General features: G+C 62.8%; 15 protein-coding genes. 6 read left to right on the top strand and 9 right to left on the bottom strand.

The window, feature by feature from the left end; translation table 11 throughout:
- Positions 1 to 49 precede the first annotated feature (49 nt).
- The 4 genes from LMTR3_RS28195 to ftsZ all read right to left on the bottom strand — a co-directional run bounded on the left by LMTR3_RS28195 (position 50) and on the right by ftsZ (position 4,902).
- Positions 50 to 1,597, bottom strand: a complete 1,548-nt coding sequence (locus LMTR3_RS28195; RefSeq protein WP_176722010.1) for an FAD-binding oxidoreductase — start codon at positions 1,595 to 1,597, stop codon at positions 50 to 52.
- A gap of 94 nt (positions 1,598 to 1,691) precedes the next feature.
- Positions 1,692 to 2,432 (bottom strand): protein-L-isoaspartate(D-aspartate) O-methyltransferase, encoded by a 741-nt coding sequence (locus LMTR3_RS28190; RefSeq protein WP_245320015.1) that lies wholly within the window; start codon positions 2,430 to 2,432, stop codon positions 1,692 to 1,694.
- Positions 2,433 to 2,614: 182 nt separating this feature from the next.
- Positions 2,615 to 3,433: a hypothetical protein gene (locus LMTR3_RS28185; protein ID WP_065748197.1), complete on the bottom strand. Its 819-nt coding sequence runs from the start codon at positions 3,431 to 3,433 to the stop codon at positions 2,615 to 2,617.
- Between the two features lie 221 nt (positions 3,434 to 3,654).
- A complete protein-coding gene (ftsZ, locus tag LMTR3_RS28180; protein ID WP_065748196.1) occupies positions 3,655 to 4,902 on the bottom strand; it encodes a cell division protein FtsZ in 1,248 nt (415 codons plus the stop codon).
- Positions 4,903 to 5,019: 117 nt separating this feature from the next.
- Here ftsZ and LMTR3_RS38695 point away from each other — a divergent pair, with 117 nt between their 5' ends.
- The 4 genes from LMTR3_RS38695 to LMTR3_RS28160 all read left to right on the top strand — a co-directional run bounded on the left by LMTR3_RS38695 (position 5,020) and on the right by LMTR3_RS28160 (position 7,095).
- Positions 5,020 to 5,511 (top strand): hypothetical protein, encoded by a 492-nt coding sequence (locus LMTR3_RS38695; RefSeq protein WP_176722006.1) that lies wholly within the window; start codon positions 5,020 to 5,022, stop codon positions 5,509 to 5,511.
- Between the two features lie 186 nt (positions 5,512 to 5,697).
- Positions 5,698 to 5,907: a hypothetical protein gene (locus tag LMTR3_RS28170; protein WP_065748194.1), complete on the top strand. Its 210-nt coding sequence runs from the start codon at positions 5,698 to 5,700 to the stop codon at positions 5,905 to 5,907.
- Between the two features lie 204 nt (positions 5,908 to 6,111).
- Positions 6,112 to 6,462, top strand: a complete 351-nt coding sequence (locus LMTR3_RS28165; protein ID WP_065748270.1) for a cupin domain-containing protein — start codon at positions 6,112 to 6,114, stop codon at positions 6,460 to 6,462.
- Between the two features lie 171 nt (positions 6,463 to 6,633).
- Positions 6,634 to 7,095 carry a VOC family protein gene (locus tag LMTR3_RS28160; RefSeq protein WP_065748193.1) on the top strand — a complete coding sequence of 154 codons (462 nt, stop codon included), beginning with the start codon at positions 6,634 to 6,636 and terminating at the stop codon, positions 7,093 to 7,095.
- Between the two features lie 106 nt (positions 7,096 to 7,201).
- Here the strand turns inward: LMTR3_RS28160 and LMTR3_RS28155 are convergent, their stop codons facing one another.
- On the bottom strand, positions 7,202 to 8,734 hold the full coding sequence (locus LMTR3_RS28155; RefSeq protein ID WP_065748192.1) for an acyl-CoA carboxylase subunit beta: 1,533 nt from the start codon (positions 8,732 to 8,734) through the stop codon (positions 7,202 to 7,204).
- 138 nt (positions 8,735 to 8,872) lie between these two features.
- Between LMTR3_RS28155 and LMTR3_RS28150 the strand changes: the two genes are divergently transcribed.
- On the top strand, positions 8,873 to 9,280 hold the full coding sequence (locus LMTR3_RS28150; protein WP_065748191.1) for a DUF4260 domain-containing protein: 408 nt from the start codon (positions 8,873 to 8,875) through the stop codon (positions 9,278 to 9,280).
- 22 nt (positions 9,281 to 9,302) lie between these two features.
- Here the strand turns inward: LMTR3_RS28150 and LMTR3_RS28145 are convergent, their stop codons facing one another.
- Positions 9,303 to 10,604, bottom strand: coding sequence for a serine hydrolase (locus LMTR3_RS28145; protein WP_065748190.1), 1,302 nt, complete (start codon positions 10,602 to 10,604; stop codon positions 9,303 to 9,305).
- 279 nt (positions 10,605 to 10,883) lie between these two features.
- Between LMTR3_RS28145 and LMTR3_RS28140 the strand changes: the two genes are divergently transcribed.
- Positions 10,884 to 11,372 (top strand): hypothetical protein, encoded by a 489-nt coding sequence (locus LMTR3_RS28140; RefSeq protein ID WP_065748269.1) that lies wholly within the window; start codon positions 10,884 to 10,886, stop codon positions 11,370 to 11,372.
- Positions 11,373 to 11,496: 124 nt separating this feature from the next.
- Here the strand turns inward: LMTR3_RS28140 and LMTR3_RS28135 are convergent, their stop codons facing one another.
- The 3 genes from LMTR3_RS28135 to fliK all read right to left on the bottom strand — a co-directional run bounded on the left by LMTR3_RS28135 (position 11,497) and on the right by fliK (position 14,295).
- On the bottom strand, positions 11,497 to 12,315 hold the full coding sequence (locus LMTR3_RS28135) for a class D beta-lactamase (protein ID WP_065748189.1): 819 nt from the start codon (positions 12,313 to 12,315) through the stop codon (positions 11,497 to 11,499).
- Between the two features lie 133 nt (positions 12,316 to 12,448).
- On the bottom strand, positions 12,449 to 12,715 hold the full coding sequence (locus tag LMTR3_RS28130; protein WP_065748188.1) for an EscU/YscU/HrcU family type III secretion system export apparatus switch protein: 267 nt from the start codon (positions 12,713 to 12,715) through the stop codon (positions 12,449 to 12,451).
- Positions 12,712 to 14,295 (bottom strand): flagellar hook-length control protein FliK, encoded by a 1,584-nt coding sequence (gene fliK / locus LMTR3_RS28125; RefSeq protein ID WP_065748187.1) that lies wholly within the window; start codon positions 14,293 to 14,295, stop codon positions 12,712 to 12,714. Before fliK ends, LMTR3_RS28130 begins: the two co-directional genes overlap by 4 nt.
- Positions 14,296 to 14,302 lie beyond the last annotated feature (7 nt).

Raw genomic sequence — 14,302 nt, 5'->3', positions numbered from 1 at the left:
CGAATACCACGTCTTCAGCGAGGCAACCCAATTGCCGCGTCGATCAGGCTTACGGATCGATGAGCACTCCAGGGTTCAGCATGCCTTGCGGATCGAGCTCTCTTTTTGCTGCCCGAAGCGCGGCCGCGAAAAGCTCCGGGCGCTGATGATCGTACCAGGGACGATGATCACGGCCGACAGCGTGATGATGCGTGATCGTCCCGCCCGCTTCAATCAGCGCATCGCTGGCCGCATTCTTGATCGCCTGCCACTGTTCTAGAAGAGCACCGTGGCGGCCGAGTGCATGGAAAGAAAAGTATGGCGCGGGGCCATCAGGATAAACATGGGTGAAGCGGCATGTGACCTCGCCTTTTACGCCGGTCGCCTGGAGGATCGCATGCTCCGTCGCCGTCTTCACCTTGTCGTGGAAGCTTTCGAACCGATCCCAGGTGATGGCGGTCTCGAAAGTGTCGTTGATGATGCCGGCCGGGGTCAGAAACTCGCGCGCATAGGGCATACGAATGAACGCGTTGCGCCAGATTCCTGCCGCGCCTTCGAGATGCGCATCGCCGGCCTTTGCTGCCTCCGGTATCCCGCCATGGTCGGCGCAGCATTCGAGCGCGCGTGCCATCCAGGCATCCGGCGCATGGTCTCCGGATTCAAAGCCGAGCACCATGATCGCGACGCTGCCGTCGGCAGCCCCGGTGTTGAATGCCTCTTGCGCGTCAAGGATGCGGCAGTTCGATGGATAGAGACCGGCCTGTGCGATCGCGCGCAGCGCACGGGCTGCACCGAAGAACGAATGGAAACGAACCGATGCGCCGGCACGGAATTTCGGACGTGGCTGCAATCGCATCCAGGCGCGCGAAATCACGCCGAGCGTTCCTTCGGAGCCTATGAACAAGCGGTCGGGGCTCGGTCCGGCACCCGATCCGGGCAGGCGACGCGTTGCCATTATGCCGCGCGGCGTCACGACGCGCAGGCTTTCAACGAAATCGTCGATGTGGGTGTAGAGGCTGGCGAAATGACCGCCCGACCGCGTCGCGATCCAGCCGCCAAGGGTTGAATACTCGAAGCTCTGCGGAAAATGACGCAGCGTGACGCCATGCGGCTTAAGCTGGTTCTCCAGAGATGGACCAAAGGCACCGCCTTCGATCAGTGCGGCGCGCGATATCTGATCCACCTCGACGACCTTGCCGAGATTGCGCAAGTCCAGCGTGACGGCCGCCTTGTAGCGGATACCGTCAACGCGCGGCTCGACACCGCCGCACACGCTCGAGCCTCCCCCGAACGGCGTAAGCGACGCGCTGACACTACCGGCCCAGTCCATGACGGCGGCAATCTCTGCTTCGCTCCTTGGATAGGCGACCACGTCGGGCGCGCTATCGTAGTCGCCGAGCATGGCTCGCACGTAGTCCGGATAGGATTTGCCGTAGGCGTGCGCGGCGCGGTCGTATCGGTCGCTCGTGCAAAAAGCGGCAAGCGAGGCCGGTGGCGCCACGCGCGGCGCGCGCAATGTCAGGTCCTCTAGGCGCGGGACGATTTTTGTCTCGAACGCATCGCGCGCAAATTTTTCGCTGTAACGGCCGAGCACAAAGGCCTGCTCCTCAGCAGTCATGCCTTCGTCTTCGCGGCCCCAGCCGTAATGTTTTAACCTTGCACTGCTCAAGGCCTCCTCCCTGCTTTTTCTATCTGAGCCGCCGTACCGGCTCTTAATCTTTTGAACGCGTAAAGGGCACAAAGCGCACGGGGGCAACGGCCCGCGTCGTCGTCTTGTCGGGGGCGACTTTCTCGACGACCGTGAGTTGCTGACTGGTATAGGCGGACCCCACCGGCATGACGAGCCGGCCACCCACTTTAAGCTGCTCGATCAGCGGCGGCGGCACCTCGCCAAGTGCCGCGGTTACGACGATGCCATCAAAAGGACCGCATTCCGGCCAGCCGGCATAACCATCGCCCGGCCTGACGCTCACATTGTCATATGCGAGCTCTTTGAGTGTTTTCGCGGCTGCCTCGGCCAATGACGGGACGATCTCGATGGTGCAGACCTTGCGCGCCAGATGCGCAAGGATGGCGGCCTGATAGCCCGACCCCGTACCGACCTCGAGCACGACATGATCCGGCGCGACCCCGGCCAACTCTGTCATCAAGGCCACGATGAACGGCTGCGATATGGTCTGGCCGTGGCCGATCGAAGCCGGCCTGTCCGCGTATGCGATGGAGCACGACCGCTCAGGGATGAACAGATGGCGTTTCGTTCGCCCCATGGCCTCGAGAACTCTCTCGGAGAGGCCCTGTTGTCCCAAAACACCGGCTTGGGAACGGCGGGCGTAGGCTCTGATAGCTTCAACCATGGCCGCGCGTTCGCGGTCGCATTGTACTTCCTGTGCCGCCGCCTCCCGCGCGACGACAACCATGGACAGAGCGAGCAGCAGCAAGATCTTCATGATCATGCGGCCATCCAAAATCGAAGACACCGTCCGCTATCTAGGATCGAAGCCCCAGTGGAACAAGTTGTCCCGTGCTTGGGGCAGAGTGTCTCTGGGGCAGAGTGATCGTACTCTGCCCGAGTTCCAACTGTCGTTTGTCCCCTCTGCCGGCAGGAGGACAAGCCTTCGGCCAGCGCCGGCGAAAACTACTGCTGTCCGGACTGCAACTGCACCGGCGCCCGCGCTTGCACTCTGGTTGGTGTCGGCGGAGGCGCCGACACGGGCTTGCGCGAAGAGGTGGCAGTCGGCGGTGGCGGATTGGCTGATGTCGTCGCTGATGCTTTGGGCCGCGGCTGTTGCGCGGAGGCGTTCGCGATCACGCGCGCCATTTGCTCCTGATTTGCCTTGAGCTGCTGGGCGGTGCTGGCATTATCGCGGACCAATTCTTCCTGGCCAGCCTTGAGCTGTTCGATCTCCTGCTGCACGTTGGCGAGATCACGCGCCATCGTTTGGAGCAATTGTGTCACCTCGGAAGGGACCGGGGCGGCTGCTGCGTCTTGCGGTGCGGTCTGAGCCGGAGGTGGCAGTTGCGAAACCAAAGCATCCGCCGCGGCTACCTGAACGGTAGGCTCGCTCTGCTCTGCGGCGAGCTTCGGTGTTTCCGATGGCAACGACGAAGCCGGAGCAAGCTGCGGTACCCACGGGGCGATCATCAGCCTCGCCGCCTCGCCATAAGATTGCGAAGCGAAAGCAGCGATACAGATTCCCGCTGTCAACAGCAGGCCGACAAAGCCGCGCAGCGCCGGCCTGCCGCGCGATGGCTGACGAAGCGTGTTGACGGGCTTTCTCTCCAGCCTGGCAATCTGTTCATTGACAAGCGCGAGCTGTTCATCCGCGCGCGCAATCTTTTCATAAGCATGCGCGAGCCGTTCATCGGCGCGCGCGACGAGTTCGATGTCTTGCGTAGACAGTCCCGGATTAACATCACGTGGATCGGTTTGCCTGGTATTTACCGCGGTATCCATGAGCGCCTCCTGCCCGGTTTGCGATCACCTGAATGGACGGTCGTCGGATTTTAGACACTCCCTACCGCCGTTTTGACCAAAGCAAGGCTGGAGGATGGAAAGTATAGGACCGATTTTGGGCATTAGACCTTCAGGCACCGCCCGGGTGCCTCGCCTAGGGACTTGTTGAAGTAGCATCGCAGCGACCTACTACCTCCAGGCGAGTTGACTCTTGTGACTGGTCAGTTGGCCTTGCTGCCCAGGAAGGCCGGGATATCCAGAACCTTTTCCTCGATCGGAGGGCGGGCGGGAGAAGCCCGACCGTAGGGATCGAGGCGCTGCGGTGCCGCATGCCGCGCCGGTTCGGCGATCGGCGGCCGTGCTTCGAGGTGGCGAGGCGGCGGGATCAGCGAGGGCGGGCTGGCGAATTGCGGCGGCGATACGCCACGCTCGGCGATGCGACGCCGGTCGTTGCTCAGCCTGCCGGCAAGGTCCGTGAGCAGGCCTTCCGCGGCTTGCGTCTGGCCTGTCGCGTCGAGATTATCGATGCCGGTTGCCACGACCGAGACGCGGACGATGCCTTCGAGGCTGGCATCGAAAGTCGCGCCGACGATGATGTTGGCGTCCGGATCGGCCTCGTCGCGGATGCGGGTGGCGGCTTCATCGACCTCGAATAGTGTCAGGTCGCGGCCGCCGGTGATGGAAACGATGAGGCCACTGGCGCGCTTGATCGAGGGATTCTCGATCAAGGGGTTGGAAATCGCAGCTACCGCAGCGTTGAGCACGCGCTTGCCGCCGGAAGCTTCGCCCCTGCCCATCATCGCCTTGCCCTTCTCGCGCATGACCGAGAGCACGTCGGCGAAATCGAGATTGATCAGGCCTTCCTTGACGATGAGATCGCTGATGCAGGCCACGCCCGAATAAAGCACCTGGTCGGCCATCGCGAAGGCATCGGCAAAGGAGGTCTTCTCGTTGGCCACCCGGAACAGGTTCTGGTTCGGAATGATCAGGAGGGTGTCCACCGCCTTCAAGAGTTCCGCGATGCCGGCTTCGGCATAGCGCATGCGGCGCTGGCCCTCGAACTGGAACGGCTTGGTGACGACGCCGATAGTGAGAATGCCGAGTTCACGCGCGGTCCTGGCGATGACGGGCGCGGCTCCGGTGCCGGTGCCGCCGCCCATGCCGGCGGTGATGAACACCATGTGCGCGCCGGTCAGATGATCGCGGATCTCGTCGATCGCCTCTTCCGCCGCCGCGCGTCCGATATCGGGCTGGGCACCGGCGCCAAGGCCTCCGGTTACCTGCGTGCCCATCTGGATGACGCGCCTGGCCTTCGAACTGGTGAGCGCCTGGGCGTCGGTATTGGCGACGATGAATTCGACGCCTTCAAGCCCCGCGTCGATCATGTTGTTGACGGCATTGCCGCCGGCACCGCCCACCCCGAACACGATAATGCGCGCCCTCAGCTCGCGAATATCGGTGCCACTCATTTTTGCCCCACGGTTGCTCCGCCAAACCGCGGAATAGGAAGAGATTTGTTACCCACGACCAGCCTTGCGGTCTGCTTCCACCAAGCTCGCAGCCAGATGTCCCACCCGGCGCGCAGAATGTCCGTGATTCTCGCTCGAACTGCTAGTTCGGAGAGCAGTCCGAAGCGCTGCCACCTCCCCCTCAAGCCGCGCCGTCGCCTCCCTGGCGGCGGTGGTCTCGGCAGTCGCCTGCAGCAGCTCAGCGATCAGGCGATCGGCGCGCTGGCGTTCGTACTCGAAATCCGCGCGATGATCGGCTGCCCTGGTCTCCAACTGCGCGACCTCGGCCTGCAGCGTTACGATGAGCGCTCTCAACTGAGCGGCCTCGCCCGCCCGGTGACCGCCCGGTGGCTGTGGCGTATGCCTGACTTCAGCGAGATCAACGCTCACCAGAGCCTTCCCATCCTCGGAAAGCGAGCGCGGCAACCGGAGCCGCCTGGCAAGCGAACGGGCGGCCGCTGGCGAGATGTTCAGGCGGGCGCCCAGGGCTGCATAAGTCAGAATCTCAACGGACATCGGCTGTTCTCCTCGAACGAACCGCGCTGGAATCGTCTGATGATGACCGGGTAGTGACGTAAGGCTAAGGCTGTATGGTTAACAGCTAGTTAACGGGGCGACATTCGGCGACTTGTACCGTGCCCCGCCTCCTCTGCCATGGCAGATTTGTGAAACTCGCCCCGCGAGTGGACTGGAAAAGCTGGTGTGGGATCAACAGGTTGCGGTATAATCCGGCATCGCGGCTGAGGCGCGATAGAGATGGATGACGAACAGCTTGCCGACCTGCACAGATTCCTTGCCGAGTATCACCGAAGACTCTCCAAGGAAGCGGTGCTCGACGTCGTGCAACAATATCACACCGACCTTGCGCAACGGCTCGCCGACGAGGCCGCGTTGATCCCGAGACGAACGGCGATCGCACAACGGCTGCGCGAGGGCGAGCAGCGGATAAGGGACGACAAGGAGTGAACGACGGCAGTCTTGTAGGGTGGACAAAGCAAAGCGTGCCCACCATCTGTCCGCGCGCGTTGGCTGGAATGGTGGGCACGTTTCGCTTTGCCCACCCTACCCTCGCGGCGGACCTCCCCTGACCGTTTCGCGAACGGCAGAGCAAGGCTATCATTTGCGCGGCATCACCAGGCGATGGGGGCGGATGATCCGAAGGAGGCCGTCATGAACCAGCCGCAGCCCATCAAGGACGCCAGTCACCTTTACGACGTCGAGCGTCGCGCCGAGCACGCCGCGCGCCCCGGCTTTCGCATCATGGAGTTGCAGCTCTCTGCAACCCAGAAAGTGCCGTGGCACACCCACACCAATGTCTCCGATACTTTCTACGTTCTGGAAGGCCGGATGAGGCTGTTCCTGCAGGATCCGAAAGAGGAAGTGAATTTGAGGCCCGGCGAAGTCTATGTCGTCAGGCCCACGCGACCGCATCTGGTGACCAACGCCGGCACGAAGTCGCTCACCTTCCTGGTCCTGCAGGGGGGCGGCGAGTACGATTTTGTTCCCCTCGTGCCGGGTTAGCTTCGTCGGCCAGGGGAACCTGGCAGCGGACACACGTTGACGCGACCACCAGCGGGCGGATCGCAGCCGCCACACTTTGCTCAAAGACCGGATCGACAATCGCCAGCAAAACAATAAGCGGGCTGGGCCGTCCTGCATGGGTTTAAGTCCATCAAACCAGAGGAGACAGCCATGGCAACACAGGTAAAGCCGGTTCCCAAGGGATTTCACACCGTCACGCCTTATCTCGTCGTCGATGGGGCGGAGAAGGTCATTCGCTTCATGAAGGAGGCCTTCGGAGCCGAACCGGTCTTCGAGCCGATGATGAGGCCCGACGGCAAGATCATGCATGCGGAGTTCAAAATCGGAGATTCCATCGTGATGATTTCCGACTCCTCGGAGCGTGCACAGGCAACATCCACCATGCTGTATCTGTACGTACCCAACGTCGATGCGGTTTATCAGAAGGCGCTCAAGGCCGGCGCGACATCGTTGATGGAGCCCGCGGATCAATTTTATGGCGACCGCAGCGGCAGTGTGAAGGACGCGGCCGGCAATAGCTGGCACATCGGCACCCACATCGAGGACGTATCGCCGACTGAACTCAAGAAGCGCGCGACGGAGTTCATGAAGCAGCAGCACAAGGCGGCGTAGGCGAAACTTGTGAGCTTCGTAGGGTGGGTTAGCGCAGCGTGCCCACCATTGCCGTCGGATATTTGGATGGTGGGCACGCTTCGCTTTGCCCACCCTACAGCACCTGTTACAACGGCAGATTGTCGTGCTTCTTCGCCGGCATCTCGACCTTCTTGTCTTTCAACATCGCCAGCGCCCTTGCGATGCGCTTCCTCGTCGAATGCGGCATGATGACGTCGTCGATGTAGCCGCGTTCGGCGGCGATGAAGGGGGACAGGAAGCGGTCTTCGTATTCCTTGGTGCGCTTGGCGATCGCCTCCGGATCGTTCATGTCGCTGCGGAAAATGATTTCCACCGCGCCCTTGGCGCCCATCACGGCGATCTGGGCGGTCGGCCAGGCGTAGTTCATGTCGGCGCCGATTTCTTTTGACGCCATGACGTCGAAGGCGCCGCCATAGGCCTTGCGGGTGATGACGGTGACGAGCGGCACCGTGCATTGCGAGTACGCAAACAGCAGTTTTGCGCCGTGCTTGATCAGGCCGCCATATTCCTGAGCGGTGCCCGGCAGGAAGCCCGGCACGTCGACAAACGTCACGATCGGGATGTTGAAGGCGTCGCAGAAGCGGACGAAGCGCGCGGCTTTGCGCGAGGCGTCAGAATCGAGCACGCCCGCCAGAACCATCGGCTGGTTGGCGACGAAGCCGACGGTGCGGCCGGCAATGCGGCCGAAGCCGGTGACGATGTTCTTGGCGAACGCTTCCGAGATTTCGAAAAAGTCGCCCTCGTCGACGACCTTGAGGATCAACTCCTTCATGTCGTAGGGCTTGTTCGGATTATCCGGGATCAGCGTATCCAGCGACATGTCCACGCGGCCGATGTCGTCAAAACTCGGCCATTCCGGCACGCCGTCGGTGTTGTTGGACGGCAGGAAGTCGATCAGCCGGCGCATCTGCAACAGCGTCTCGACGTCGTTCTCGAACGCGCCGTCGGCGATCGAGGAGCGCGTGGCGTGCACCGAGGCGCCGCCGAGTTCTTCCGCGGTCACGACTTCGTTGGTGACGGTCTTCACCACATCGGGGCCGGTGACGAACATGTAGCTGGTGTTCTTCACCATGAAGATGAAGTCGGTCATCGCCGGCGAATAGACGTCGCCGCCGGCGCAGGGGCCCATGATGACGGAGATTTGCGGGATCACGCCTGACGCGATCACGTTGCGGCGGAACACATAGGAATAGCCCGCGAGCGCGGCGACGCCCTCCTGGATGCGCGCGCCGCCGGCGTCATAGAGGCCGATGATCGGCGCCCTCGCCTTCATCGCCATGTCCTGCAGCTTTGTGATCTTCAGCGCGTGGGTCTCGGACAGCGAGCCGCCGAACACGGTAAAATCCTTGGCGAAGACAAAAGTCTTGCGGCCGTTGACGGTGCCCCAGCCGGTGATGACGCCGTCGCCCGGCACTTTTGTTTTTTCCATGCCGAATTCGATCGAGCGGTGCTCGACGAACATGTCGAACTCCTCGAACGAGCCCTTGTCGAGCAGAAGCTCGATGCGCTCCCGCGCGGTCAATTTTCCGCGAGCGTGCTGCGCCTCGATGCGCTTCTCGCCGCCGCCGAGCTTGGCGCCGGCGCGCCGTTCTTCGAGGGTGTCCAGGATATCCTTCATGCTGCTTCCGCCCGCCTTTTGAGTAACGATTTGAAGGCCTTCTAACACGGCCTTTTCGGAAGCGGAAACACCCTCATCCCGCCTCTGGTACCGCGGCCCGGCGCCTCCTATATGCGCATCCTGACTATGGGGACCGGAATGACCGATACCGCAAGCGCCGACACTTCGGGCGCCGTCACAGGGGGTATACGAACGGTGCTGCGGCTCGAGGGATTAGCGCTCTTTATCGGTATGACGCTGCTTTACTATGTCTGGGACGGATCGTGGTGGGTCTATGCCCTGCTGTTCTTCGTGCCGGACCTCAGTTTTGCCGCCTATCTGGGAGGATCGCGAACCGGGGCCTTCGTCTATAACGCCGCGCACAGCTACCTCGCGCCGATGGCGATCATGACGACCGGATTTGCCACCGCCGCGCCGCTCACACTCTCGATCGCCATGATCTGGCTGGCCCATATCGGCCTCGACCGCGCGCTGGGCTACGGGCTGAAATACGCCACCGGTTTTGGCTTCACGCATCTTGGGCGGATCGGGAAGCCTTCGAATTGACGTTGGCTGCACTTGGATCACGCTAAGGCAGCCGCCTGCCCGGCAGGTCCTTGCCGTTCTGATGCAGGACCAATGACGGCGCCACGCCGCCCTCTGGCCGCGCGAAGCTGACCTGGGCGTCGACCACGCGATAGAAAAACTCGGCCTCGCTCTCGGCGTAAACTTCGACCTCGGGCTGTGCCGTCGCCTGGATGAACAGCCGCGCGCCATCGGCGCGCACCGTCAGCACGAAGGTCGGAGTCAGCTCGTAACGTCCGGCATAGGTTGCAAGCACGGCCGGATCTACCGGCACCTCACGGCGAATTTTCGGGAGCGGGTGTGCCGCGTTGATGAGATGCGCGCCAAGCGCGATATTTGGGTTATAATCAGCCGCATTGGAGAGCACGATGCAGTTTCGCCGGGTCTTGGTCGAGTAGCCGATGAAGGCTGCATAACCGCCGGTGCCGCCACTCTTCCAAATCAATTCATCGCCGAGCCGCGACGAAATGAACCAGCCCAGCGCCACCTCACGCTCTTCCATCATTGGACGCCGCTCGGAAAGCGTCATCTTCAGCGCCGAAGCGGCCGGCCCTTCAACGGGGTTCATGCACATCCGCAAGAATTTCACCAGATCATTCGCCGTCGAACGGAACGCGCCGGCGCCGGCGAGCACTGAAAAATCCCAGTTCGCGACGGGTACCAGCGCGGCGCTGTGGCCGCGCGCCAGACGTTGCCGCATCGAGCTCGAAAGCGTGATGCGCGTATCCTCCATGCCGAGCGGCGCGCAAATGCGCGAGATCACCAGCTCCTCGTAGCTCCTGCCGGCGCGCCGTTCGAGGATGTGGCCGAGCAGGCCGAAACCGAGATTGGCGTATTCGTAGTGCTTGCCCGGCTTGTGGCCGAGCTTGTGGTTCGAGAGAAAGTCGTAGAGCCGCTCGGCGGTGTAGTCGATATAGGGATTGCTCCAATCCTTCGGCGCGAAATTCGACGGCATTCGCGGCAGGCCCGACGTGTAGGTCGCAAGGTCCATCAGCGTGATCGGCGCGCCCTCGAAATCGGGCATCCTGACGCCGGCAGGCAGATATTTCGCCGCAGGATCATCCGGTGCGAGCTCGCCGCGCAGCACCATGTCCGCAAACACCAGCGCCGTGAACACCTTGGTGATCGAGCCGATCTCGAACACCGTGTCGCCATCGAGCGGGCCATTATCGGGGGAGCCGGATTGACCATACGCCGCGATGCTGTGCCGGTCCCCGTCGAGGAAAGCGGCAACGAGACCCATCGTCTCACGCCCGACATCCACCCTCTCCTTGAGGATGGCGGCAACATCCTGCCCCGGTGGCATCTGGGCCCTACCCCAATCCGGCCAAAGCGAAAACGCCAAGCCTCCTAACAGCACCGAGCGACGATGCGGCATGCACGATCCCCCTGGTAGCCATGGCAAGCTAGTACAACTTGCTTCCGCGCACCAGTCGATCGGGCGCGGCCGCCAATGCAAATCGTCCGGATATCGAAGAGGCATTGCTGCAATCTCGGGCAACGGAACCTCGCCGCACACTGTGTCGGTGGAGGAACCGTGAACCCTTTGGGGGCGTTGATTGCCAAACCGAAGGAGATCATCAATATGTCTGGATATAATTTTGCGCGAACGGCGTTAGTGGCCACATCGTTATGCCTGACCGGCAGTGCAGCGCTGGCCGCACCCGTCTCGCCCTTCGCCGCCATGGCAGGTACATGGTCAGGCGGCGGCGTGCTCAGCACCAGTGACGGACAACGCGAGCAATTGCGATGCCGCGCGTCGTACGACGTCGCCGGAAGGGGCGATCAGCTTCAGCTCAACCTGAGGTGCGCCAGCGCGAGCTACAATTTCGATCTCGCAAGCGAGGTCGAATACCGTGGCGGCGCGATTTCGGGCTCATGGAGCGAGGCGAGCCGCAACGCTTCCGGAACGCTTACCGGGCGTGCCGCCGGCGATCACGTCGAGGCTGACGCCCGAGGCGACAACTTTTCGGCCCAACTGTCGCTGACGACCCGTGGCGGCAAGCAGACGGTGTCGATCCAGCCGCAGGGCACGAACGTCACGTCAGTCTCGCTCGCGCTCAACCGGCGCTAACGCACTATCGGTTCTGATTGAATCAGACCGATAGCTCTGATTCTTGTTTGACGCGTTTTCTTCACGCGAACCGGTATCCACCCGGATCAAGTCCGGGGCAGGCTTTCGCTCGAAAACGCTATGGCTAGATCGCGACGATATCGGCGAGGCATTGCTGCACGACCGTCATGCGCGCGGCGATGTGGCTTTGCTCCTTGCAGTCCATGTTCATGGCGAACACCGTCTGCTGGCTGCCCTTCTCGGCCCAACCGACCATCCAGCCCAAGGACGGCTTGCCTTGCTCGGCCCCGAGCAGGCCGCTCTTGGCGCGGATGGTGGCGTCGCCGACTTTTGTTACGGGCAGGATGTCGCGGGTCAATTCCTGGCTGCGCTTTCCGACCGGCAGCACGCCGCGCCGCAGCCGGTCGACGAAATCGATCTGCTGCACCGGGTCGATGCGCAGATTGCCGGTCAGCCAGAACTGGTCGATGCCGCCGCCGATGTCGCGGTTGCCATAGTCGAACAGGTCGACATATTTCTGCATGCGCTCCTGCCCGATGCGGCGCGCGATCTCCTGATACACCGGTACCACTGATGCCGCGATCGCCGAACGCAGCGTGTGATCCTTGTTCCAGGGCTCGATGCTGCGCGTCACGCCGTCCCACTTGAAGACATCCTTGTCGGGGTCCTCGACCACGCCGATCTCCAGCGCGATGATCGAATTCGCAATCTTGAAGGTCGAGGCCGGCAGCCTGCCCTCGCCCGAGCGCACCTTGTCGCTGGCGATGATCAGGTAATCGTCCACCTTGTAGGCCACGAAGGTGCCGATCGTGCCGAGATCGAAAAACCGCTTGGCCAGATCGTCGCGAAACTCGCTCCGCTGATAGGAGACGTTGGCAAGGCCGCGCGCGGGCAGCAGAGTGGTTGCGGCAAACAGGCCGAGCGCATGACGACGATTGATCACGAGGATATCCGAACCTGGTTGAGGAATGCCGACGATGCGGATGGCATCGTGGAAAAACTATGACAGGCGGGCCTTTAGTTGCCCTGTGTTCCCGGCGCAAGCCGCCATCCGCTCGCGCGAAAAACTACCGCAATCACCGTATTCGCCCCGACAGCCGCAGCACGAAGATCAGCACTTCGGCGACGGCCTTGTAGAGTTCCGGCGGAATTTCGTCGCCGATTTCGACATGGGACAAAGCGCCCGCCAGCACCTCGTTCTCCTCGATCGGGATGTCGTGTTCTTTGGCGAGCTCGATGATCTTCGCGCCGATGACGCCCTTGCCCTTGGCCACGACCCGCGGCGCGCCGGTCTTGTCATAATGCAGCGCGACCGCAAGCTTGCTTCTGGTTTCGACGCTCATAGCGCACGATCCAGAAAATGACCGGCACGGGCGGCGGGCGCAGCCTGCGGCGGCGCGCCGTCGCGGATCACGATGTCGCCGGGCTGCAATTCGGCCCGGCTGAGCGCCTCGCTCAGTTGCGAGGTCCCGGCGCGCAATTGCTCTGCCGTCACCGGTCGTTCCGCCCAGATCCGCACCGAGGTCTTGTCGCCCGTCAGCGATATCAGCGCATGAACCGGACCGGCCGGCTCGACATCGAGCGAAAATCGCGCGCGCCACACCCGCTTGACCGCCTCGACGGCCTCGCTGCCGCCATCGCGGGAAATCTCGAACTGCGCCATCGCGGTGCCCTGCGGCGTCACGAAGGGAATTTCGAAATTCCAGCGTGGCGCCGTAACGTCGGCTTTTGGCCCCGCATCGATGCGATCAGGCAAAGAGGCGACCTGCAGCAGCGTCTGCCGCGCAATCGCGGCATCGGTATCATCGAGCAGATGATGCGCGGTCGCTTCGAGCGGCGCATGCGGCGCGATGGTGGGCGAAGCGATCGGCTGTGCGGCCGGCAGTCCGCCGCGGATGGGCGGCGGCGGGGTGTTGGTGTGGAAGGTGACGTCGCCGCCCCGAACGTCTTTCGGCGTGGCTGTGGCACTCCTGACGGGAACGCCGAGTTCCTGCAACGCTTCCTGCAGCAGGTTCAGCGTTGCGCCGGCATCAGGCGGGGCCGCCAGTGAGCCTCGGGCGGCCTGGAGCGGCAGCGCGAGATTTTCGGCTGCAAGCAATCGCGCCTGCGGCAGCAGGATTTCCGGCAGATCGACGTTGGGCGACAAGGACGGCGCAAGGCTCGCGGCGGCCTGTGGCGGCGCAGCTTGTTGCGCCCCTGCCGATGTCGCCGCCGGCATTGCCGTATTGACGCCGAGCGCCGACTGCAGCGTCTGACGCAGCACGATCAGCGCGGCCTTGAGATCGGGTACGCCGCTTGGTGGGACTGAGCCCGACGCCAGCGACGCTTCGAGGAATATTCCGGACTTCTGGAACGCCGTCTTGATGTCGGGGCCGTCGAGGTTCTGATCGAGACTGGTCTGCTGCGCCAGCACCTGCGCGATCGCCGCTTGCAATTTCGGCGGCAGATTGCTGGATGAAATCGCCGCGCCCAGATTGGCAAACAGCGGCGCCAGGCTGTCCTGTTCGGTAACCGCGGCTTGGGAGGCGGCGGAGACGGCCGCGCGCTCCAGCGGCGTCAGCACGTTCTTCACCGACACGATGGCCGGCCGATTGACGGCCGCATCGGCCAGCGCATCTGATGACAAGGTGACGGCGTCGGCGGATGCCCCGGCGGCATCACTGCCCTGCCCGACCACGGCCAGGCGGATGCCGTCCTTGGTCTGCGATACCTGAAGCTGCAGGTTCTGGCCTTGCTGCAACGGAATTTCCGAGGCCACGTCGATCGAGAGGCTGGCGATCGCAATCCGCACCAGATCGGCGGACAGCACCTTCAGCACCTGGGCGTTGACCACGCTACCCGGCTGCAGCACGAGTTCAGGCGCAATGCCGCCAACCTCTTGGGCGGCAAGCACCGGCAGAACGGGATTGATCGAATTCGCCATGTCTTGA

Origin of the sequence: Bradyrhizobium sp. LMTR 3 (assembly GCF_001693485.1) — a bacterium.
Classification (GTDB): domain Bacteria; phylum Pseudomonadota; class Alphaproteobacteria; order Rhizobiales; family Xanthobacteraceae; genus Bradyrhizobium.
This window is presented reverse-complemented; position numbering and strand designations above follow the sequence as displayed.

Excerpts from the sequence above, each read along its gene's own strand:
- LMTR3_RS28195 (WP_176722010.1), bottom strand. The coding sequence starts at position 1,597 with ATGACTGCTGAGGAGCAGGCCTTTGTGCTCGGCCGTTACAGCGAAAAA.
- LMTR3_RS28190 (WP_245320015.1), bottom strand. The coding sequence starts at position 2,432 with ATGATCATGAAGATCTTGCTGCTGCTCGCTCTGTCCATGGTTGTCGTC.
- LMTR3_RS28185 (WP_065748197.1), bottom strand. The coding sequence starts at position 3,433 with ATGGATACCGCGGTAAATACCAGGCAAACCGATCCACGTGATGTTAAT.
- ftsZ (WP_065748196.1), bottom strand. The coding sequence starts at position 4,902 with ATGAGTGGCACCGATATTCGCGAGCTGAGGGCGCGCATTATCGTGTTC.
- LMTR3_RS38695 (WP_176722006.1), top strand. The coding sequence starts at position 5,020 with ATGTCCGTGATTCTCGCTCGAACTGCTAGTTCGGAGAGCAGTCCGAAG.
- LMTR3_RS28170 (WP_065748194.1), top strand. The coding sequence starts at position 5,698 with ATGGATGACGAACAGCTTGCCGACCTGCACAGATTCCTTGCCGAGTAT.
- LMTR3_RS28165 (WP_065748270.1), top strand. The coding sequence starts at position 6,112 with ATGAACCAGCCGCAGCCCATCAAGGACGCCAGTCACCTTTACGACGTC.
- LMTR3_RS28160 (WP_065748193.1), top strand. The coding sequence starts at position 6,634 with ATGGCAACACAGGTAAAGCCGGTTCCCAAGGGATTTCACACCGTCACG.
- LMTR3_RS28155 (WP_065748192.1), bottom strand. The coding sequence starts at position 8,734 with ATGAAGGATATCCTGGACACCCTCGAAGAACGGCGCGCCGGCGCCAAG.
- LMTR3_RS28150 (WP_065748191.1), top strand. The coding sequence starts at position 8,873 with ATGACCGATACCGCAAGCGCCGACACTTCGGGCGCCGTCACAGGGGGT.
- LMTR3_RS28145 (WP_065748190.1), bottom strand. The coding sequence starts at position 10,604 with ATGCCACCGGGGCAGGATGTTGCCGCCATCCTCAAGGAGAGGGTGGAT.
- LMTR3_RS28140 (WP_065748269.1), top strand. The coding sequence starts at position 10,884 with ATGTCTGGATATAATTTTGCGCGAACGGCGTTAGTGGCCACATCGTTA.
- LMTR3_RS28130 (WP_065748188.1), bottom strand. The coding sequence starts at position 12,715 with ATGAGCGTCGAAACCAGAAGCAAGCTTGCGGTCGCGCTGCATTATGAC.
- fliK (WP_065748187.1), bottom strand. The coding sequence starts at position 14,295 with ATGGCGAATTCGATCAATCCCGTTCTGCCGGTGCTTGCCGCCCAAGAG.